Origin of the sequence: Actinoallomurus spadix, assembly GCF_024055725.1 — a bacterium.
GTDB lineage: Bacteria > Actinomycetota > Actinomycetes > Streptosporangiales > Streptosporangiaceae > Actinoallomurus > Actinoallomurus spadix.
The window spans coordinates 1-20039 of the sequence record NZ_JAMXMX010000048.1 but is presented as its reverse complement, the minus strand read 5'-3'; the positions used below and the strand labels follow the sequence as shown (position 1 = coordinate 20039).

Genomic DNA, 20039 nt, shown 5'->3' with positions numbered 1-20039 from the left:
CTTCCGGGTCAGGCGGGTTCGGCGTGCTCCTCCGCGACGGCGGCCGGGTCGGCGAACTCGGCGTTGAGAGTGGCCGGGTCGACGAACTCGGCGTTCCGCTCGACCATCAGGTAGGTGTCCATGCCGACGGGCATCCGCATCTCCTCCGCCAGCTGGCCGAGCAGCCCGGCGGCGCGGGCGAGGAGCGCGAAGCCGCGCAGCAACGGCAGCGGCAGTCCGAGATCGGCCAGGGCGGCGCCGACCACCCCGGCGCCGTTGAGGACGAGCCGGCGTCCCAGGAACTCCTCGTGCACCCGGCCGATCGCCTCGAACAGCGCCAGGTGCGGGCCGTGACAGCCCTCCTCACGGGCGATCGCGATCAGGGCGGGAGTACGGGGGTCGAGCTCCTTGTGGACCGGGTGCCCCAGCCCCGGGATGATCCGCTTCTCGGCCCGGGCCCGCCGTACCGCGTCGCGCGCGGCGTCGTCCCACCCGGCGTCGTCGGCGGGCGGCTCGGGCAACGACGCCACGACCGCGTCGAGGAACCGCCCGCAGTCCTCGGTGACCCCCAGGAACCGGGACCCGCCGCCGAGCAGCCCGGCGGCCATCGCGCCCTGGACGGACTCGGGCGCGGACAGGTACGTGAGCCGGGCGGCGATCGCCGTCGGGGTGAAGCCGTGGTCGGCCAGGGCCAGGAGACAGGCGTCGAGCATCCGTACCTGGCCGGGGGTGGGCACCCGGAGCGTGACCATCCGGTAGACCAGTTCGGTGAGCCCGACCTTCCCCATCAGGTCCTGGGCGAGGTCCTCACCGAGCAGTGTGATCGTCGACGTCGTCGACATCCCGAGCGAGGTCGGGAACCTGCGGTCGCTCATCGGCTCCCCTCCTGGTGCTTCTCGTTCCGCAGCCACTCCCGCAGCTCCCGGCCGTCCTGGCCGGGAGCAGGCGGCGGCAGGTCGTAGCGGACCCGGGAGCGGGAGAAGCCGATCGGGTTGCGCACCAGCGGGATCGCCGCGTCGCCCTCGCCGACCTGGACGACCGGTTCGAGTCCGAGGCCGGCGGCGAACTCGACGCCCTCCCGGACCGTGTTGATCGGTCCCGCTGGCAGTCCCGCGCCGATGAGCAGGTCGAACCACTCCGCGCGGGTGCGCTCACGCAGCAGGTCCTCCAGGATCGGCCGCAGGTCCGCGCGGTTCGCCGTCCGGTCACCGACCGTCCTGAACCGCGGGTCCCCGGCCAGCTCCGGAGCGCCGAGCACCTCGGTGAGCACGGCGAACTGCCGGTCGTTGCCCGCGATGACGATCATCTCGCCGTCGGCGGTCGGCAGCGGCTCGTACGGGAAGAGGCTGGGGTGGGCATTGCCCATGCGGTGGGGCACGACTCCGCCGGTGACGTAGGCGCCGGCCTGGTTGACCAGCCCGGAGAGGGCCGACGACAGCAGGTTCACCTCGATGTGCTGGCCGAGACCGGACGCGTGGCGCTCGTTCAGCGCGGCCAGGATGCCGATCAGGGCGTGCATGCCGGTCATGACGTCGAAGACGGAGACGCCCGCGCGGTAGGGCGGCCCGTCGGGCGAGCCGGTGAGGCTCATCAACCCGGAGATCGCCTGCACCATCAGGTCGTATCCCGGCAGGTGAGCGCCCTCCCCTGACCCGAATCCGGTGATCGAGGCGTAGACGACGCGTTCGTTCGCGGCGGCGACCGTGTCGTAGTCGAGGCCGTACTTCGCCAGGCCGCCGGGACGGAAGTTCTCGATCATCACGTCCGCGCGGCCGGCGAGCTCGCGGGCGAGGCCGAGGTCGTCCGGGTCCTTCAGGTCCAGGGCGATGGAGCGCTTGTTGCGGTTGACGCTCAGGTAGTACGTCGATACGTCGTCGCGGGTGGGCGGCACCCAGCTGCGGGTGTCGTCGCCGCCGGGACTCTCGACCTTGACGACGTCGGCCCCGAGGTCGGCCAGGAGCATCGTGGCGTACGGCCCGGCGAGGATCCGGGAGAAGTCGGCGACCAGCAGTCCGCTCAGGGGGCCGGCGGCAGATGGCATCAGGCAACGCCCTTCTCGGCTTCGTCCGCAGAGCGGTCACTTGTCCGTCGAAGAACCATGGCTGCGCGCACACGGCTTTGTCAAGGATGACCGCTCCGCCCGGTTCGGCGCCGCGCGGCCGGAGGAAACCGAGTGAACGAGTACGGGCCGGGTGCGCGAGCGCGGGCCGGGAACGAGTACGGGAGGAGACGCCCGCCGGGTCAGGAACTCACCGCGGTGGCGATGGGCAGGCTCTGCCAGGCCGCCCAGTCCGCGCTGACGGCGGAGGCGGTGTGGAGGAGGAGCGGCAGGTGGTGCTCGGTCAGGGTCTCCACGCTGGTCTCCGCGGCGTGCACGGTGACGTTCATCGCGGCGATCACCCGTCCCGTACCGTCGCGGACCGGCGCCGCCACCGAGCGGACCCCCGCCGCCAGCTCCTCGTCCGCCAGCGCCCAGCCGCGCGCGCGTACCTGCCGCAGCTCGGTCTCGAGGTCGTCGAAGGAGCGTTCCCGGCGGGGCGTGATCCCGGACCTGCCCGGCTGGGTGAGCACGTTCCGCAGGTCCGCCGGCGACAGCGCCGCGAGCAGCACCTTGCCCTGCGAGGTGACCGGGGCGGGGAACCGGGTCCCGATCGTCACCGAGAGCGAGATTATCTTCGGGACGGCCACCCGGGCGACGTAGACGATGTCCGGCCCGTCGAGCTGCGCCATCGACGACGACTCGTGGGTGCGCGCGGCCAGCTTCTCCAGGTGCGGCCGGGCGATGTCCCACAGGCCCTGCGAGCCGATGTAGGCCGTGCCGAGCTCGAGGACGCGGGGGGTCAGCACGAACCCGCGCCCCGCCGCCGCGACGTAGCCGAGCTCCTGCAGGGTCAGCAGGACCCTGCGCGCGGTCGGGCGGGCCAGGCCGGTCGCGGCGGCGACCTCGCTGAGGGTCATCTCGGGTCTCCCGGCCCGGAAACAGCGCAGCACGTCCAGTCCCCGCGCGAGCGACTCGATGAAGTCGGGGCCGGTGTCTCGACGCACGCTGCCACAGCCTCCCGATTCCGGCGGAGCCGGCTGCTCCTCGCTGGGAGGATACCCGGGCACCGCGGCGGATCTCCGACCCGAGTCGCACGAAGCGATACGTACGCGCCCGGCGCGCACCGCTGATGTGTCCGCTATACGGACAGCCGTCCGGCACAAACCGCCGAGGATCACCGCGAGGGAGTGCCCGGCACATGGGGCACTCCCTCGCGCCGGTCTCACCGACGAAGGTCCAGGACCTGCCGCAGCGCGCCGGCGGGATCGTCCGGGCGGCCGGCGATGGCCGCCGCCAGCAGCAGCCGCCCCTGCCAGGGGCTGAGGTCGCCGCCGAACAGCGCGCCGGCCCGCGCCAGGCCGCCGCCCCCGTGCGCGTCGAAGCGCGCCGGCTCTGCATGCCCCGAGGCGATGCTTCCGGCGGACATGGGAACCTCCTCGAGCCGCGCTCCGGTGCCGTCGCGCGGCGTGCTCTCGTGGGGATCCCAAAAGCACGCACGTCAGCCGGGGAAGAGTGGATGAAGCTCCAGTCCCTGCCGCTGTCCATTGTGTTAACTTCCAGGGATGGTGACGATCCGGCGCCTGGTCGACGACCCGGCCCTGAAACTACGGGTGCTGGAACCCGGCGCCGACGGGGCGCTGGACGCCGAGATGCGCTGGGTGCACAACACCGAACTGCCCGACCCCTCCCCCTACCTGCGGGACCGGGAGCTGGTCCTGACGAACGGCCTGTGGTGCACGAGCGCCGGTGATGCCGAGGCGTTCGTGGGTCGCGTCGCGGGCGCGTGCGCGAGCGGGATCGTGTTCGGCCTGCGCGACAGCGTCCGCCGGGTCCCGGCGGAGCTGGCCGCCGCCTGCCGGCGGGCCCGGCTGCCGCTCATCGAGCTGTCGGTGGACGTGCCCTTCACCGCGCTGTCCCATGCCGTGGCGACCGCGTACGCCGAGGAACGGCAGCGGGAACTGCTGGGCCGCGTCCGGCGCGGCGACGCGCTCGCCGACGTGATGGCGCGGGGAGCGGGGGCGTCCGGGATCCTGCGGGTCCTCCGCCGGGACCACGACCTGCCGCTGGCCGTGGTCGACCGTACGGCGCGGGTCGTCGCGGCGGCCGGCGTCGACCTGGACCCCGGGCGGGCACGCCTCGTCGCCGAGGCCCTGACCCGGCACCCGCCGCCGCTGGAACTCGACCTCGGTTCGAGCGGCTGCGCGACGATCTTCCTGATCGCGGCGCTCGGTGAGGTGGACGCCGGCCTGGTGTGCCTGCGCCCCGCGGCCGGGCTGAGCCCGGCGGAGCAGGACGCCCTGCGGCAGGCCGCGTCGTTCCTCAGCCTCGAGATCGCCAAACGGCAGGCCGTGCAGGCGATCGAGATGCGGTTCGCGGGCGAGCTGCTCGACATGGTGCTGTCCGGATCGGAGCGGCAGGCCGGGCTCCCAGGGCGGCTGCGGGCCTTCGGGATCGACGCGGACCACCCGCTCGCGGTGTGCGCGCTGGCGTTCGCCGGTGACGACGGCCCCGGCACGGCCGGGCTGGGCGACGCGGTGAGCGGCTTCTTCCTGGCCCAGGGCGTTCCGGTGGTGGCCGCGGCCGCCAGCGGGGACGTCGTCGCGATCGTGTCCTGGCGCGGCACGGACGCGGAGTTCACCGCGCTCGCCCGGCGGCTGGTGACCGACCTCGCGCCGCGGTTCGGCGGCCACCGGCTGGTCGCCGGCCTCGGTGGCCGCGCCCCCGACGCGGCCGGGCTGCGCCGTCCGGTGCTCGAGGCGCGCGAGGCCTGCCGTGTCCTGCGCCGCCGCGGCGGCGGACCGGCGGTGCTGGCGTACCACGACCTCAACACCCACCTGCTGCTGCTCGGCAGACAGGACCACGAGACGCTGCGGAGGTTCTCCTCGGCCGTACTCGGCCCGCTGCGGGCGCACGACGCGGCACGCGGCGGCGGGCTGGAGACCAGCCTGCGCGCCTTCCTGGACCACGACGGTCACTGGGCCGCCACCGCCGCGGCGCTGCACGTGCACGTCAACACGCTGCGGAACCGCATGGCCCGGATCGCCGAATTGACCGGGCACGACGTCAACCGGACCGAGGACCTGGTCGACCTGTTCCTGGCGCTGCGCGCCGACGCGCTCGCGCAACTCCCCTGATCAGGATGAACGGCCGGAGGGCGGGGCCCGCCAGGTTCGCGGCCACAATGACCTACAGCCCGGAGAGCCGGTGGTGCACACGACCCATCCGCGATCAGGCGGGAGGCTCCTTCCAGCCATATTCCCCACCGAACATATCCGCGTAAATACTCTGTGGATCGCGACCAGGCTCGAAAAGGTGAGAGTAGGAATCACCGATCGCCGCGCGAAGAGCCTCCTCGATCGTGGCTCCGAAGCCCTCGCCGTCATATGAGGTGCTCTCTCGAGTGTCCTCGGTGAATCGCACCCGCCAGCGCCCCTCGATCACGACCGCCTGCACGAGCGCGTGTTCCAATTCCTTGATGGGAGGGATCGGTCTTGGTGTCCGGTCGGCCATGAGACGATTATCGCGAATCCGCATGGCGATCGAAAGCCCAGCCGGAAGCCGGGTTCAGAGTCCGGCTTGCACGCCGGGTCTTGGCGCGATCTTCCACCGATCACGCCAAGACCCGGCGAATGGACTTCCACGACGCCGACGTCCGTTATGGCCGGATCACTCGCTCACCGGTGTTGTGGTTGTTCAGAGGGTTCCCATTCGCGTCATTACGAGGGAGCAGATTGCCGTTCTGGTCATAGCGATACCTGTAATTACGCTTGTTCGGCCCAGGGTCGATCTTCGGTCCCGTACGGATCACCTCACCGTCCGGCCTGATCCAGATCTCACTCCCGTCCGCTGCCACGTACAGCCGATAACCGCTCGGAGCCTCGCGCTTGAACGTGAACCCATGCTCGGCGAGCTCCCGCTCGGCCTCCTCGAGTGACTTCCCGGTCAAGTCCGGGACCTGCGCCGCAGCGGGTTCGCCGGTCGTGGCGCTTCCATCGTGCGCGCTGTCGAACCCCTTGTTCGGGCCGGTCTCTTCTGTCCCGTCTCCGGAGCTCTGGCCGCCTTCGGTCTTGGCGCTGTTCGCGCTGTCGGACCCCTTGGTCGGGCCGGTCTCCTCCGGCCGGTCCCCAGAACTCTGGCTGCCTCCGGTATCGGCGCAGGTGTTCCCGGTACTGCTCTGGCCGTGGGCGTGTTCGGCGAGATCCTGAACCGCCTGCGCGTATGCCGCCGCCATCTCGCCGGGGCTGAGGCTGCCGTTCTTGATCAGATCGGCGATGTCCTGCGGCTTCAGATCGTGGTGACCATTCAGGCGCTGGTCGAGGACGGTGCCGCCGCTCTTAGCGATCGCCTGGTCGAGCAGGTGCTTGAGAAAAAGCTGTCGGAGATCCTCCTCAGCGCCAGGACCGTTGCCGGTGAGCAGGCACTTCTGTGCCGCGGAGAACTGCGCACCGGGGATACAGATCCCGCTGATGACCTGACCACCGACACACGCCGGCGGGGGCACCGGGTCGATGCCGGGATCGGGATTGCGGCCGGGACTCGTGTTGGGGCAGTTCGGCACGGTGATGGCAGCGCCGCCGCCGGAGGGAGCGGTCACGCCTCCTGGCGGGCAATGGCCCACGGGTGCGGCGTCGGCGTGGCCGGCACCACCGAAGGTGAGAACCGCACTGCCGAGGCCGGCCAGGACCGCCAGAGCAAGAATCACTCTGGCCAGGAAGGCGAGCGGGACGGCGCGGGGGTCGGGACGCCTGCGTGACGACGATGAGGTCATGAGTACCTCCGTTGCCAAGTCCGTATGAGAGTGGTCACCCCCCTGGTGTAGAACTCGGATCTTTGTTCGTCACCGTGCAGGTCAGCCGAACAATCAATGCTGAACAAACCAGGCCGGCCCCTTCTCCCGCGTGCGGCCGGGGCCGCGAGGTGACCAAGACGGACGGCCGGCGGCTGAGCCTTCGCAACGGTCGGCGGTCTGGTCGGGGCCCGTCCGGGGATCACGCGAGCGATCCGGCGGCGGACAGCACACCTAGGCCACCGGATAGACCGCCGGGTCGGCGGGCGGGGGCTCCGGGGCGCGGCGGGGCAGCGTCCGGTCCGCGCGCGCCCGCTCGGCGACCTCCCGGCACCGGTCGAACCGGACGTCGCCGCACTCCAGCGCGTACTCCACCAGCGTGCGCAGCGCGACGGCGCGGCCGGGCCGCCCGGTCAGGAACGGATGGTTGGTGAGGTTGAACAGGCAGCCGTAGTGACGCATCGCGTCCAGTTCGGCGCGCCACATCTCCAGCACCTTCGCCGGGGACTCGATGACCGAGCCGACGTGCGGATCGGGGAGGAAGGCGTACTGCTCCCAGTCGTCCAGCGACCAGTGCACCGGCAGCTCGACGATGTCCGTGCCCGACGTCGCCAGCAGGTACGGGCGGTCGTCTCCCATCAGCGAGGAGTCGTACCGCAGCCCGTGCTCGGCGATCAGCTCCGGCGTGCGCCACGTCGCCTCCCACAGCGCGGCACGGTGCCCGGCGATCTCGATGCCCTGGCCGGCGAAGACCTCCAGCGCGCGCTCGAAGTCGGCGCGCTCCTCGGCCGCGCTCATCCCGGTCGGGGGGCGGTGGCTGTAGGAGTGGTGCGCGACCTCGTGCCCGGCCTCCGCGATGGCGGCGGCCAGGCCGGGCCGCCGCTCGGCGACCCAGCCCGGGACGAAGAACGTCGCCGGCACGCCGAGGTCGGCCAGCAGGCCGAGCAGCCTCGGCACGCCCACCTCCGGCCCGTACGCCTGGTGCGACATCGTCATCGCGTGGCCGGCGAACCGGCGCCCGTGGGACAGGACGGCCGTTTCGGCGTCCACGTCGAACGTGAGCGTGAACACGCACCGTGCCCCGGCCCGCCAGCTCGGCTCTTCCATCGCGTCATCTCCGTCCGCCCGGCCGGAGCCGGCTCACGACCCGGCGCTCGCCCGCTCACGGCGGTGGCGCTCGGCGTTGTCCAGCGTCGCCATCGGTTCCAGCAGACGCCGGTCGAATTCTGCCAGCGCCGCCCCGGTCTCCAGCCGTCGTGGCAGGTCGGGGTTGGCGAGGGCGCCGTGGCCCAGGGACAGCAGGTCGGCGTGGCCGCCCTCCAGCACCTCCGCGGCCTGGGCGGGATCGTGCATGCCGCCGTTGGCGATCACCGGCAGGCCGGACACCTTGCGTGCGAGCGCGGTGATGGTGATGCCGCCGTCGAGCGTGGCGCTGTCGATCCAGGACCGTCCCTCGCTCGCGATGTGCAGGTACGAGGCTCCCGCCTCGGCCAGTGCGCCGAAGATGACCTCCGCGTCACCGGCGCCGCCGGGCCAGCGGTAGGTGAGGTCGTTGACCTTGCCCTGCGACAGGCGCACGCCGATGACGGCGTCCGGCCCGAGGGCCGCGCGGACGGTCGCGACGACCTCGGCGGTCAGCCGCACGCGGTGAATCGGTGCGCCGCCGTATTCGTCGGTGCGCCGGTTGGTGTAGTCGGTCAGGAACTGGTCGAGCAGGTAGCCGTTGGCGGCGTGGATCTCCACGCCGTCGAATCCGGCGCGCAGCGAGTGCCCGGCGGCGGCGGCGAACCCGGCCACGGTCTCGTGGATGTCGGCGGTGGTCATCGCGCGGGGCACGGGCCACGGCCCGCTGCCGCCGTACTCGGGCATCATCGCGCGCAGCGGCCGCACCGCCGAGGGGCCGATCGTCCCGGGCCGGTACGGGTTGCCCTGCGACAGCGCGCCGGCGTGCATCAACTGCTGCACGATACGGGCGCCGGCCGCGTGCACCTGCTCCGTGACCTGCCGCCAGGCCGTGACGTGCCCGTCGGTCACGATGCCGGGCTGGTTGAGGTATCCCTGGCTGTACCGATCGTCGGTGTAGGTGCCCTCGGTGATCACCAGGCCGAAGCCGCCGCGGGCGAACGCGGCGTAGTACTCGGCCATCTGCCGGGTCGGCGTTCCGTCGGGCGCGGCCGAGACGCGGGTCATCGGCGCGACCGCGAGCCGGTTCCGCAGGCTCAGGCGTGCGATCCGCGCGGGCGCCAGGGCGGGGTGCACGGCGGAGTCAACGGTGGTCACTGCGTTTCTCCTTGGTCGTGAAGAGCGGGGACCCGCTCGGGGGATTCATGGACGGGGAGCAGGTCGATGGCCAGTGCGGTCGTCTCGTTGCCGCCGTTGATCCCGACGACGTCCTGCGGGCAGGCGGAGACCACCAGCACGCAGTTCATCGCCGCCTCGAGGGTCACGCCGTCTCCCGGCCGGGTCGACGCGGGCAGCCACGTGAGGCCGCCGTCCTCCTCGATCGCGATCCGCATGAACACGTTGACTGGCTGCGGGACGACTGAGGTCCGCAGGCCGAGCGTTCCGAGGGAACGATGGAGGTTCTCCGCGCACGAGGCGTGCCAGCCCTCGACTCCGTGGGCCCGGTACCGCGCCGGATCGCAGGCGGCGATCAGCATGTCGTGCGCTCCGGGGGAGGTGTCGTCGGCCAGGGTCAGGATCGGCCGCCGCCGGTCGGTGACGAAGGACTCCCCCACCGCCGGGAACAGCCGGCCGAGCTGGGTCCGGGTGTGCGCGGCGCTGAGGTGCTCGGACGGGTCCTCGGCCGCGAAGCAGAACACGTCGCCGACCTGGCGGCCTTCGAGGTCGACGATACGGACACGGTCACCGGTCGCGAGCCGGACGGCGCGTGCCTCCCGAGCGGGCACCACCAGACGGCGCATCGCTGGCGTCGGATTCATGGGCGCCAGTCAACCCGTGATGTGACCTCCTGCGCCATGGGCATTCCTACAGCCCGGCGCCGGATCGCTGGACGTTCGCTCAATGCGTGCACCGGGCCGCCCGCAGCCCGGCGGGCGGGCGGGTCTTGACAGGGAACCGGCGGGGAGCGGACCCTGTGACAACGTTGTCATCAGCGCGGTGCGCCCTACTCCTCCGGTCGGCTCACCTTGGGGATTGGAAATCCGGTCATGGCAGATCAGCCGAATGTTCGTACGCCCTCACGGCGATCCTTCCTCGCCGCCGGGTCGACGCTCCTGGGCGGCTTCGGCCTCGGACTGCTGAACCCGGGCACGAGCTCCGCCGCCGAGCCCGCGACCGCCCCCGCCGGGCGAACGTCCCAGGAACTCGCGCTCCACCGCCCCGTCGAGGTGTCGTCGACGGCCTACGCGCCCACCCCCGGCGCGTTCGCCGTGGACCGGCTCACCGCACCGGGAGTGCGGGGCACCGGATGGCGGGCCGCGGACGGCGACCCGCAGTGGATCTCGGTCGACCTGCAGGCGGACTGCCAGGTCACCTCGATCCGCCTGACGTTCGAGGCCGCGGACGGCGACCCGGTCGTCACTCTGCCGTCGACGGGCAATCCGAACGAGGGCACCACCGGCAAGGAGATCCTGTCGAGTTACGCGCGCGACTTCGTCGTCGAGACCTCCCGGGACCGGCGTTCGTGGACGACCGTGCACCACACGACCGACGGCACCGGCGGCGTGGTGAACATCGACCTCGCCGCACCGGTCGTCGCGCGGTGGGTGCGGATGACGGCGCGCAAGCGCTCGAGTCCCAACCCGCTGGGCCTGAACGGCTTCGAGGTGTACGGCGTCGAGCAGGCGCACCGGCCCGCGGTCACCGGCTGGACCGACTGGGGCACGCACCACCACGAGGCTCCGGAGCTGAAGGTCGCCGACGACGGGACCGTGCCGCTGGAGTCCGGCTGGACCCTGACCATGGACGACTGGGCCGGCGGCGAGGGCGCGGACCTGTCCCGTACCTCCGTGGACACAAGCCGATGGCTGCCCGCGACCGTGCCCGGCACCGTCCTCGCGTCGCTGGTCGAGCAGGGGCACCTGCCCGACCCGGTCGCCGGGCTGAACAACCTGCGCGTCCCCGAGGCCCTGTCGCGCCACTCCTGGTGGTACAAGCGCGACTTCGAGCTGCCCCGCGGCCTGCGCACCGGGCCGGGACGCCGCGTCTGGCTGGAGTTCGACGGCATCAACCACCAGGCCGACATCTGGCTCAACGGACGGCGCGTCGGCGGGATGACGTTCCCGTTCGCCCGCTCGGCGTTCGACGTGACGTCGCTGCTCGCCGAGCGCGGCGGGCAGGCGCTGGCCGTGAAGATCACGCCGATGCCCGTCCCCGGCAGCCCGGGTGAGAAGGGACCGGCCGGCGCGTCCATGGTGGACGCCGGTGCCCGGATGATGAACCTCAACTCGCCGACGTACCTCGCCTCGTCCGGCTGGGACTGGATGCCGGCCGTACGGGACCGCGCGGCCGGCATCTGGAACCACGTGCGGCTGCGGTCCACCGGGCACGTCGTGATCGGGGACCCGCGGGTGGACACCGTGCTCCCCGAGCTGCCCGGCACCTCCACCGCCGAACTCACGATCGTCGTCCCCGTCCGCAACGCCGACTCCACAGACCACGAGGCGACCGTCACCGCGTCCTTCGACGGCGTACGGGTCTCGAAGACCGTGACGGTCCCGGCCGGTCGGAGCGCCGACGTCGTCTTCGCCCCGGACGCCTACGCCCGGCTGCGGGTGCGCGACCCGAAGCTGTGGTGGCCGAACGGCCTCGGCGAGCCGCACCTGCACGATCTGACGATGACCGCGTCGGTCGGCGGCAAAGAGAGCGACCGGCGCACCACCCGGTTCGGCATCCGCCAGTTCGGCTACGAGTACAAGGTACCGCTGCGGTTCACGGACGACACCGACGCCTACACCCAGTCCGTCGACGTCGGCCGGCAGAGCGCACGGTACGTACGGATCCGGTGCCTGACGCGCGCGACCGGATGGGGGGCGTCGCTGTGGGCGCTCTCGGTCCTCGACAGCGCGCGGCCCGGGACGGACCTGGCCCTGCACGCGAAGGCCACCGCCTCCGGCGTGGACGAGGACGACCACCAGCCCGGGAACGCCACCGACGGCGACCCGGACACCCGCTGGTCCTCCGAGTACAAGGACGACCAGTGGATCCAGGTGGACCTGGGCGCCACGCAGTCCTTCGACCGGGTGGACCTCGTATGGGAGCGGGCGTACGCCCGGACGTACGTGGTGCAGGTGTCCGCCGACGGCACGACCTGGACCGACGCCAAGTCCGTCGACAACACCGCCACTCCCCTCCCCTTCGACGGCGGCTCCGCGAGCCTGCGGGTCGAGGACTTCCCCGCGCGGACCGCCCGCTACGTGCGGATCCAGTGCGGCTTCCGCACCACGAGCTGGGGGAACTCGCTGTGGTCACTGGCCGTGATCGACAGCTCCGAGCCGGCCACCGACCTCGCGCTGCACCGGCCGGTGAAGGCGTCGAGCGAGGAGTCGTCGAACCCGGCGGCGAACGCCACCGACGGCGACCAGGGCACCCGCTGGTCCTCCGAGTACAAGGACGACCAGTGGATCCAGGTGGACCTGGGCTCCCCGCGGCGGTTCGACCGGGTGGCGATCGTCTGGGAGACCGCGTACCCGAAGACGTACGTGATCCAGGTGTCCGACGACGGGGACACGTGGACCGACGTGAAGTCCGTCGACAACACCCCGGAGGCGCTGAAGATCAGTGTCAACGGCGTCCGTGTCCTCGCCCGTGGCGGCAACTGGGGCTGGGACGAGCTGCTGCGCCGGATGGACCCGGCCAGGATGGACGCGGCGGTGCGCATGCACCGCGACATGAACTTCACCATGATCCGCAACTGGGTCGCCTCCAGCGACCGGGAGGAGTTCTTCGCCGCCTGCGACGAGTACGGCATCCTGGTGTGGAACGACTTCCCCAACGCCTGGGCGATGGACCCGCCGGACCACAAGGCGTACAACGACCTGGCCGCGGACACCGTCCTCCGCTACCGCATCCACCCGTGCGTCGTGGTCTGGTGCGGCGCCAATGAGGGCAACCCGCCGTCCGCGATCGACAAGGGCATGCGCGACGCGGTGCAGTCGCAGGCCCCCGGCATCCTGTACCAGAACAACTCGGCGGGAGGGATCGTCACCGGCGGCGGCCCGTACTTCTGGGTCGAGCCGGCGAGGTACTACGACCCGTCGACCTACGGCAGCCACACCTTCGGCTTCCACACCGAGATCGGCATGCCCGTCGTGTCCACCGCCGAGAGCATGCGCCACCTCGTCGGCGAGGAGCCGGAGTGGCCGATCGGCGGGGCGTGGTTCTACCACGACTGGAGCGAGCACGGGAACCAGGCGCCGCAGGCCTACAAGGCTGCGATCGAGGACCGCCTCGGCACCGCGACGGGACTCGACGACTTCGCCCGCAAGGCGCAGTTCGTCAACTACGAGAACACGCGGGCCATGTTCGAGGCGTGGAACGCCAACCTCTGGAACGACGCCAGCGGCCTCATGCTGTGGATGTCGCATCCGGCGTGGCACAGCACGGTATGGCAGACCTACGACTACGACTTCGACGTCAACGGCACCTATTACGGGGCCCGCGCCGCCTGCGAACCGCTGCACGTCCAGGCCGACCCCCGCACGTGGCAGGTCATCGCGGTGAACCACACCGCGCGGGCGGTCAAGGGCGCGACCGTCACGGCGCACGTCCACGACCTGTCCGGTAAGGAGCTCGGCACCGCCCGGAGCGCGAAGGTCGATCTCGCGCCCGCCGCCACGGCGCAGGCGTTCGCCGCCGGCTGGACCGGCGACCTGCCCGACCTGCACCTCCTGCGGCTGACTTTCGAGGACGCCGCCGGCCGGCTCCTGTCGCGCAACACCTACTGGCGCTACCGCACTCCCGCCGCGATGCAGGCCCTGAACGGGATGCGGCGGGTCAGGGTCACGGCCTCCGTCGGGCGGGTCACCCGATCCGGTTCCCGACACGGCCTGACCGCGACGCTCCGGAACAGTGGCCCGGCGGTCGCGGCGATGGTCCGCCTGTCACTGCTGGACGCCAAGAGCGGTGAGCGCGTCCTGCCGACCCTCTACGACGACAACTACGTGTGGCTGCTGCCCGGCGAGTCGCGGACCGTCGCCCTCTCCTGGCCCGCCGGGGCGCTGCCCTCCGGCCGCCCGCTCCTGCGGGTGGAGGGCTACAACACCCCGCGGACCGTGGCCCGGTGACGCGCCGGCGGCGGTCTGACGCGACGTGGACCGCGGCCCCGGGCAGGATCACGCGGACGTCGGCCGGGGCGATCCCATGGACGGGCGGTCAGACGCCGAGGCCGAGCAGCGCGCCGAGCAGTTCCTCGGGCGTCTCGACCTGGGGCAGGTGGCCCGTGCCGGGCAGCAGGGTGAACGTGGCCGTCGGGATGGCGGCGGCGTAGGCCTTGCCGTACTCGGGGTCGACGATGCGGTCGCTCTCGCCCCACAGCACGTGGACGGGCAGGTCGAGGGCGCCGAGGCGCCCGGCCAGCGCCGGGTCGGTCATGCCGGGGCCCGTGTAGCCGACCAGCGCCCGCACGTCCGGGCTCGGGCCGGGGCCACCGCCGCTCGGCGGGGTGGGCGCCTTGCGCGGGTCATGGAAGGAGTAGGTGTGGATCTCGGCCGGTGACATGCCGCGGACATCGGTCATCGGGTGGCCGTCGACCTCGATGCCGATCCCGTCGACGATCACCGCGCCGCCGACCCGCGGGCTCCGCTGGAGGGCGATCTCGGCGGCCAGCCAGCCGCCGAAGGAGTTGCCGATCACGGTGACGTCCGTGAGGTCGAGCCGCTCCAGGAGCGCGACGTACGCCCGGGCGAGCTCGGTGACGCCGGTCAGGTTCTCGGCCTTCGGCGTGCCGCCGAAGCCGGGATGGGTGGGCAGCAGCACCCGTGAGCGGGTGCGCTCGGCCAGCAGGTCGGCGAAGCCGGTCATCGTCGCCACGCCACCGCCGCCGTGCAGAAGCAGGTAGGGCCGGGTGCGGTCACGGTCCTGGACCGTCACCTCCACCGGGCCGACGGAGCCGACCTGGAGCGTGTGGGTGCCGGTGCGGGCCGGCCGCGGTGCGCCGGCCGGAACGGGAGTGCTCATGGGGTGCTCCTCAGGTGATCGGCTTTGATACAAGGAACCTTAGATCAGGTTATTTAGATAAGCAATCTGCAAGGTGACGGACCGGCGGGCGGCGAACGCCGCGCCGCAGGGTCTCGGTGCAGGTCATCGCGACCCCTTTCATTCCGTTTTGGCACTCTCTTTGCTTGCGCTTTACCCGCCCCCCTGTGAGAGGTCATCTCGCACCGGTGGAGTGCTTCTCGTTGACCAGCCAGTTCCTGCAGAGGAGAGCTTGAATGGCCTCGTCCCTGAGGGTGTTCCGCCGGAGCATCGTCGCCGCCACGGCGATCGGCGTCTGCGCGGCGGCCGCCGTTCCCACCTTCGCGTCAGGCGGTGACCGGACCGACTCCGTACGCGCGGCGATCAAGGGCGGCCGGGCCCGCAACGTGATCCTCCTGATCGGCGATGGCATGGGCGACTCGGAGATCACGATCGCCCGCAACTACGCCAAGGGCGCCGCGGGCCGCCTCGCGATGGACACCCTGCCGCTGACCGGCGCGTACACCACGTACTCCGTGGACAAGAACGACCCGCGCAAGCCCGACTACGTCACCGACTCCGCCGCCAGCGGGACCGGGTGGGCCACCGGGCACAAGACCTACAACGGTGCGATCTCGGTGACGCCGGACGGCAAGGCGCAGTCCACCGTGCTCGAACTGGCGAAGAAGGCCGGCTTCCGCACCGGTGACGTCACCACGGCCGAGCTGGGCGACGCGACCCCGGCCGTGCTGACCGCCCATGTCGCCGACCGGTCCTGTGAGGGACCCGCCGACATGGCCAAGTGCCCGCAGCAGGACAAGGTGAACGGCGGCCCGGGCTCGATCTCCGAGCAGCAGGTGCAGACGGGCGCCGACATCTACCTCGGCGGCGGCAGGGCGCGGTTCGCCCAGACCGTCAAGGCCGGCGCGTTCAAGGGCAAGACCGTCCTCGACCAGGCCGCCGCCTCGGGCTACAACGTCGTCACGGACGCCTCGGGGCTGGCCGCGGCCAAGCCGGGCAAGAAGCTGCTCGGCCTGTTCGCGGACGGCAACCTGCCGCTGGAGTGGACCGGTCCGCTGGCGAAGGTCGGCGGGACGGACCCTGCCAGGTGCACGACGAACGGCGCGTTCAGCGGCCCGCACCTGCGCGACATGGCGAGCAAGGCGATCGGTCTCCTCGACGCCCAGACCGAGCACGGCAAGAAGGGCTTCTTCCTGCAGATCGAGGGCGCGTCGATCGACAAGCAGGACCACGCGGCGAACCCCTGCGGGCAGATCGGCGAGCACGTCGAGTTCGACCGGGCCGTCGCGGCGTCGCTGGACTACGCCCGCCGGCACCGTGACACCCTCGTCGTCGTCACCGCCGACCACGGGCACACCAGCCAGATCATCCCGGTCGACACCCAGAGCCCCGGTCAGACCGCGACGCTGATCACCGCCGACGGCGCCAACATGAAGATCAACTACGCGACCAACACGCCGGGGCAGTCCCAGGAGCACACCGGCACCGAGGTCCGCATCGCCGCGCAGGGCCCGCAGGCCGCCAACGTGGTCGGGGTGACCGACCAGACCGACCTGTTCCGCACCCTCGGCCGGGCGCTCGGCGTCCGCGGCTGAGCACCTTCGGCCGCGCATTCGGAGTCGCCGCCGAGCACCTTCGGCCAGGCTCTCGGCGTCCGCGGCCGAGCACCCTCGCGCGCCCGTGGCCGTAGACCACGGCGCGCGGCCACCACCGGCAGGCCCGGCCTCCCGAGCCGATCACGAACCGGTGGGCAGCCGTAGAGAGAAGAGCCGCCGGGCGATCAGCCCGTCGGCTCTCTTCTGTTCCCTCGCGAGGACAACGGGCCTTCCGTCCCACCGGCTCTGCGGACCTGGTGGTCTAACCGTCCCGGCCGGGCGTTCCCGGTCTCAGGGGGAACGCCCGGCGTCCGGTTCCGGCGGTGGGCCGCCGCGCTCACGGCTCGTCCCTCGCGATCTCCGCCTCCGGCCTGCGCACGCCGCCGCCGGTCTCCTCCTCGGCGTGGCCGAGCCGCATGATGACCTGCGGGTGGGCGCCGTCGCAGTACCGCTCGCGGACGAACGCGCGCAGCTCGGGGAACTCCAGCGCCTGCGTGTGGAAGGCGGCCGACACGTCGTCTTCCGCCGCGCGCAGCAGGACGCGCTGCAGGGCCTGTCCGGCGGCGAGCCAGTCGGCGGCCGTGTCCTCGCGCGTCATCACCATGACCACCGTTCCGGTCCGGTCACCGGTCAGGTGCCGGGCCTCGGTACGGCCCCACCCCTGTCCCCGGGCGAAGTCGCGGGCGGCGAAGTGCGGGTCGGTGTGCGCGGCCTCGCGGGGGTACGCGCCGGCCTGAACCCCGTCCTTGCGCCGGTTGCCCGGGGCGGGAGCCCATCGGGCGATCTCGCCCACGTGGTCGGGGCTCAGGCGCTGGGTCTGCTCGGCGACCTCGGACAACCCGGCCAGCGCCCGGATGGCCCGCAGGTCGGCGACGACGCGGAGCACGGCGCCCTCCCGCCGCGCCTCGGCGCCCAGCGTGGACGACAGCCCGGTCGGCGGCCTGTCCGCCGTGAAGCCGCCCCGGTGACTGTGGCGGCGCGTGATCTGCTCGAACATCCGCCGCTCGTCGGCCGTGGCGGGCCGATCCGGGATGAGGTCGACGTCGGCGAGGAGGGTCGGGCGCTCCGGGTCCGGCCAGAGCCGCACCTCGGCGGTGTGACCGAGATGCCGTGCCGCCAGGCGGAGGTTGAACAGCGCGGCACCGCAGCTGATGAGCATCTCGCGGCCGTCCGGGTCGGCCACGTCGAGCCTCCGGTCGGTGTCGGCGTGCACCGTCACTCGTGATCCGTGGACGCCGAACCACCAGGGCTGGGTGTTGTGCACCGACGGCGCCTGGGAGGCCGCGTCGATGACGAAAGCGGCGATCTCCTCGGGCGGCACCACGCCCGCTGACCTCGTCTTCATGGTTCCTCCAGGTTCCGGGTTCCCACCGGAGCGCGTGGCCGGACCACGCGCTCTCTCGGGGTGGGTCACTTGAGGATGGGGAGGCGGCGGACCAGTCCGGTCTTCGCCCACCGGCGGCCCAGGCCGAGGGTGTCACCGGCGCCGACGAGGGCCAGGCCGATCACCAGCAGGGCGTAGATGAGGTGGTCGTCCAGGAACGGGTTGTTGGCCGGAGGAAGAACGACGCTCCACATCATCACCAGCATCACCGCACCGGCGGCCGCGGCGATCCGCATCCCGACGCCGAGCATCAGCGCGATGCCGATACCGGCCAGGCCGAGCATGAACATCCAGTCCGCCCACGCCGCACCGGCGATGCCGTGGTAAAAGCCCTTCAGCGGACCGGCCGCCGAGAACTTCAAGAACCCCAGCGTCGGGTGGCCACCGTGAATCCACGCCTGCTTCGCGGCGGTCTCATGCCCCAGCCCGAACAGCTTGTCCACGAACGCCCAGACGAACACGAAACCGAGGGCGATGCGGGCCACAGCCCACACGTAACGGGCCGCGGGACGCTCGATCACCGGCTCGGCGCGGAACGCGGGCAGGTGCAGGCGGTGGGCAGCGGGGCGGCGGTCGGTGACGGCCATCGTCATTCACCTCATTCAGGCGGCGCCGGAGCGGTTCCGGCTGATCTCACTCAACCGCGAACCACCCCGCACACCGCAGAGGCCAAAGCCGTACCGCCGACAGGACCTTCGTCCCCAGGTGAGCGACCCGGCCGATGGGCCGGAACGGCGGGAGCCCGCAGGCGCCCCGAGGGCCGGGCCGGCGGTGGTGTGACCTTTCCGCGCGGCGACGGGACCTACGGCCCTCCCGGGCCCCGGCCGGCGGCGACCAGGCTGGCTTCGCGACAACGCCCCCGAGCCCGCCCCCAGCGGCGCGGGGCGCCACCCCGGCTGAACGGAGCCTCGCAGTGAACCTGGGATTCCGTATCCACGGCGCCGTCCGGTACGTGTGCCCGGACCGCAATCCGCTGCGACGGCGGATCGATCGCGTCCGCTCCGCACTCCTCCTCTGCGCCCTGGCCGCCTCCGCGTTCGGCGGCCCGCTGCTCGCGGTGGCGGTCGGCGGCGCGACCTACGACTCCGGAGTCGGTCGCGAACAGGCGCAGCGCCTGGCGCGGCATCGTGCCACGGCGACGGTCGAAGGCGTGATCGAGGCCGGCGCGCCGGGTGGCTCCCTTGCGACGCTCCAGTGGCGCACCCCGGCCGGGGCGACCCGGTACGCGACCGTGAGCAAGGCCAAGGGCGACCGAGCCGGGCGGCGACGGCAGATCTGGATCGACCGGTCGGGCGCGCTGGCCGGACCTCCGCGGACGCGGGTCCAGACGATCACGACGACCGGGGTGGTCTCGGTGAGCACCCTGACCGTGGCGGGAATCGGACTGTACGGGGCGTACGCGCTGACGCGCCGTCGGCTGGACCGGACGGGTGCCGCCCTGTGGGAGGCGGAATGGCGCGATGTCGCGCCTCAGTGGACCGGCCGTACCTGATGGGAGATCCTCGATGCACGACGCTCGGCACCGGCCGGCCTTCCCCGTCTCGCCGGAGCACCGGCGGCACTTCGATCCCGCCATCACCCGCTCCCTGCCCGGCCCTGTCCGCCGCTGGCTCTGCCACGCGATCAGACCCGGTGCGCCGCTGTTCGAGCGGGTCCGGCTCGACATGCACGGCCACATCCGGATCGGCAGGTGGCGGAGGTTCACGGCACATCAGTTCGACTCGGCCTCTTTCTGCTAGGGAAATCCTCTGACAGGCCGGACCGGGGATCTGTCAGGAAATCGATGAAAGGGCCGTTGACAGGGCACAACCGGCAATTTACCGTCCAGGCGACCACTTCGAATGGCGTTCGGTATGTCGAACATCGGGACTGCGACGCCGCGAAGAGGACGAAGAGGTGCGACCGGACGAGAGGCTCTTCATGAATGCCCTGTCACGACTTCGCCGCGTGCGAAGAGCACTGCTGTCGGCGGGCGCGGCGGTCGCGCTCGCCGCCGGACTCCAGGCCGGCCTACCGGCGGCGTCGCAGGCCGCGACCTCGCAGCCGTGTGACATCTACGCGAGCGGCGGCACGCCCTGCGTCGCGGCGCACAGCACG

Annotated in this window: 18 protein-coding genes; 6 read left to right on the top strand and 12 right to left on the bottom strand. The window is 72.0% G+C overall.

Features of this window, described 5'->3' with window-relative positions:
• Positions 1-8: 8 nt before the first annotated feature.
• The 4 genes from NE235_RS36275 to NE235_RS36260 form a co-directional block, all read right to left on the bottom strand.
• Positions 9-854 carry a citryl-CoA lyase gene (locus tag NE235_RS36275; protein ID WP_252811301.1) on the bottom strand — a complete coding sequence of 282 codons (846 nt, stop codon included), beginning with the start codon at positions 852-854 and terminating at the stop codon, positions 9-11.
• Positions 851-2020, bottom strand: a complete 1170-nt coding sequence (locus NE235_RS36270) for a CaiB/BaiF CoA transferase family protein (protein ID WP_252811299.1) — start codon at positions 2018-2020, stop codon at positions 851-853. The genes NE235_RS36275 and NE235_RS36270 overlap by 4 nt, the downstream gene beginning before the upstream one ends.
• 200 nt (positions 2021-2220) lie before the next feature.
• Positions 2221-3024, bottom strand: coding sequence for an IclR family transcriptional regulator domain-containing protein (locus NE235_RS36265; protein WP_252811298.1), 804 nt, complete (start codon positions 3022-3024; stop codon positions 2221-2223).
• 218 nt (positions 3025-3242) lie between these two features.
• Positions 3243-3446, bottom strand: a complete 204-nt coding sequence (locus NE235_RS36260) for a hypothetical protein (RefSeq protein WP_252811296.1) — start codon at positions 3444-3446, stop codon at positions 3243-3245.
• 136 nt (positions 3447-3582) lie between these two features.
• On the opposite strand from NE235_RS36260, the gene NE235_RS36255 reads away from it, so the two are divergent.
• Positions 3583-5154 (top strand): PucR family transcriptional regulator, encoded by a 1572-nt coding sequence (locus tag NE235_RS36255; protein ID WP_252811294.1) that lies wholly within the window; start codon positions 3583-3585, stop codon positions 5152-5154.
• A 94-nt stretch (positions 5155-5248) separates the two neighbouring features.
• On the opposite strand, the gene NE235_RS36250 is transcribed toward NE235_RS36255, so the two are convergent.
• From NE235_RS36250 to NE235_RS36230, 5 genes are all read right to left on the bottom strand, one after another.
• Positions 5249-5530 (bottom strand): hypothetical protein, encoded by a 282-nt coding sequence (locus NE235_RS36250; RefSeq protein ID WP_252811292.1) that lies wholly within the window; start codon positions 5528-5530, stop codon positions 5249-5251.
• A gap of 145 nt (positions 5531-5675) precedes the next feature.
• A complete protein-coding gene (locus NE235_RS36245; RefSeq protein WP_252811290.1) occupies positions 5676-6788 on the bottom strand; it encodes a PASTA domain-containing protein in 1113 nt (370 codons plus the stop codon).
• A 252-nt stretch (positions 6789-7040) separates the two neighbouring features.
• Positions 7041-7913, bottom strand: a complete 873-nt coding sequence (locus tag NE235_RS36240; RefSeq protein WP_252811288.1) for a polysaccharide deacetylase family protein — start codon at positions 7911-7913, stop codon at positions 7041-7043.
• 33 nt (positions 7914-7946) lie between these two features.
• Positions 7947-9086 (bottom strand): oxidoreductase, encoded by a 1140-nt coding sequence (locus tag NE235_RS36235; RefSeq protein WP_252811286.1) that lies wholly within the window; start codon positions 9084-9086, stop codon positions 7947-7949.
• A complete protein-coding gene (locus NE235_RS36230) occupies positions 9083-9748 on the bottom strand; it encodes a DUF1989 domain-containing protein (protein WP_252811284.1) in 666 nt (221 codons plus the stop codon). Before NE235_RS36230 ends, NE235_RS36235 begins: the two co-directional genes overlap by 4 nt.
• Before the next feature lie 228 nt (positions 9749-9976).
• Here NE235_RS36230 and NE235_RS36225 point away from each other — a divergent pair, with 228 nt between their 5' ends.
• Positions 9977-14053 carry a discoidin domain-containing protein gene (locus NE235_RS36225; protein ID WP_252811282.1) on the top strand — a complete coding sequence of 1359 codons (4077 nt, stop codon included), beginning with the start codon at positions 9977-9979 and terminating at the stop codon, positions 14051-14053.
• Positions 14054-14141: 88 nt separating this feature from the next.
• Here NE235_RS36225 and NE235_RS36220 read toward each other — a convergent pair whose 3' ends face one another.
• Positions 14142-14945: an alpha/beta fold hydrolase gene (locus NE235_RS36220; RefSeq protein ID WP_252811280.1), complete on the bottom strand. Its 804-nt coding sequence runs from the start codon at positions 14943-14945 to the stop codon at positions 14142-14144.
• A 254-nt stretch (positions 14946-15199) separates the two neighbouring features.
• Between NE235_RS36220 and phoA the strand changes: the two genes are divergently transcribed.
• Complete coding sequence (gene phoA / locus NE235_RS36215) at positions 15200-16558, top strand: alkaline phosphatase (protein ID WP_252811278.1); 1359 nt, start codon at positions 15200-15202, stop codon at positions 16556-16558.
• A gap of 337 nt (positions 16559-16895) precedes the next feature.
• Here the strand turns inward: phoA and NE235_RS36210 are convergent, their stop codons facing one another.
• Both NE235_RS36210 and NE235_RS36205 read right to left on the bottom strand, forming a co-directional pair.
• On the bottom strand, positions 16896-17903 hold the full coding sequence (locus tag NE235_RS36210) for an Acg family FMN-binding oxidoreductase (protein WP_252811275.1): 1008 nt from the start codon (positions 17901-17903) through the stop codon (positions 16896-16898).
• Between the two features lie 65 nt (positions 17904-17968).
• The gene (locus NE235_RS36205) at positions 17969-18529 is read right to left on the bottom strand and encodes a DoxX family membrane protein (RefSeq protein WP_252811274.1); all 561 of its coding nucleotides are present in this window, start codon (positions 18527-18529) and stop codon (positions 17969-17971) included.
• Between the two features lie 326 nt (positions 18530-18855).
• On the opposite strand from NE235_RS36205, the gene NE235_RS36200 reads away from it, so the two are divergent.
• The 3 genes from NE235_RS36200 to NE235_RS38825 form a co-directional block, all read left to right on the top strand.
• Complete coding sequence (locus tag NE235_RS36200; RefSeq protein ID WP_252811272.1) at positions 18856-19434, top strand: Rv1733c family protein; 579 nt, start codon at positions 18856-18858, stop codon at positions 19432-19434.
• 13 nt (positions 19435-19447) lie between these two features.
• Entirely contained in the window at positions 19448-19681 is a 234-nt protein-coding gene (locus tag NE235_RS36195) for a DUF6544 family protein (RefSeq protein WP_252811270.1), read from the top strand.
• A gap of 181 nt (positions 19682-19862) precedes the next feature.
• Positions 19863-20039 (top strand): arabinofuranosidase catalytic domain-containing protein (locus NE235_RS38825; protein ID WP_406567666.1); only part of this gene is annotated, 177 nt, incomplete at its 3' end.